Origin of the sequence: Halalkalibacter lacteus (assembly GCF_036663595.1) — a bacterium.
Lineage (GTDB): Bacteria > Bacillota > Bacilli > Bacillales > Bacillaceae_D > Halalkalibacter > Halalkalibacter lacteus.
In genome coordinates this window covers 1-230 of record NZ_JAWRVL010000505.1, presented here as the reverse complement: position 1 = coordinate 230, position 230 = coordinate 1, and the positions used below count along the sequence as shown (strand labels likewise).

Here is a 230-nt window from a genome sequence, read left to right as displayed (position 1 = left end):
CAGCGGTTTCGAGGTCAACAAGACCGCGCCGCTGGAGCAGATGGAAAAGGGCATGGCGATCCAGTCCGGCAACGACGCCGCGATCGCGCTGGCCGAACATGTTGCAGGCAGCGAGGACGCCTTCGCCTCGCTGATGAACGCCTACGCCGCGCGCATCGGCATGAAGAATTCGCACTTCGTCAATGCGACCGGCCTGTCGGCGCCGGGGCACTATTCGACCGCGCACGACC

1 protein-coding gene is annotated in these 230 nt (G+C 65.2%); it reads left to right on the top strand.

Annotated features, from left to right (window positions below; genetic code table 11):
* On the top strand, positions 1 to 230 hold a 230-nt coding region (locus tag SAZ04_RS23170; RefSeq protein WP_431309064.1), incomplete at both ends, for a D-alanyl-D-alanine carboxypeptidase family protein.